Genomic DNA, 565 nt, shown 5'->3' on the forward strand with positions numbered 1-565 from the left:
CGCGCGGGCCTGAGAGCCGTCTGCGAAGGTTGCGAAGACCTGTTCGTCATCCTGACAGAACGACGTCAGCTGCTTCCCGTTGTGATAACGCTCGCTCGGGAATATTGCCCGAAGAACGTTGTACAGCCGACCCCAGGCTGTGAGGATTTGCGGCATGGCTCGGGTGCCGAGCACCGAGCCGTCGCGGGCCAGCGTGACGCGCTCGCTGACAGAAATGCCGATGGAGTCATCGACGACCACGCCCGCTTGGGCCAGCGCCGCCATTAGCTCCGGATGCGTAACGATGCCTGCCCCGCGACCTTCCAGTTCCTCGGCCACGCGCTCATACACGTGCACGTCCCAGCCGGCTCGGTGCAGCATGTKTGCCGCGAGGAGCCCTCCAAGGGAGCCGCCCACGACCATCACGGTCTTTCCTTGTGTCATCGCTGTCTCCTTCTCTTTTTGCGGGCTCAGTTCACTGCGGCGCTTGCACGCCCTGCTGCGGCTATCCCCTCCGCTGCGGGGTAGTTGAGCTCGATGGTCACGCCAGATGGGTCTTCGACGAACAGTTGGTGCAGCCTCAGGC

Annotated in this window: 1 protein-coding gene; it reads right to left on the bottom strand. The window is 63.8% G+C overall.

Annotated features, from left to right (window positions below):
• A partial coding sequence (locus tag AC1DTN_RS38765; RefSeq protein ID WP_477925533.1) for an FAD-dependent monooxygenase occupies positions 1 to 423 on the bottom strand: 423 nt, incomplete at its 3' end.
• Between the last annotated feature and the right edge of the window lie 142 nt (positions 424 to 565).

This window comes from Rhizobium sp. 01T444, assembly GCF_056398305.1.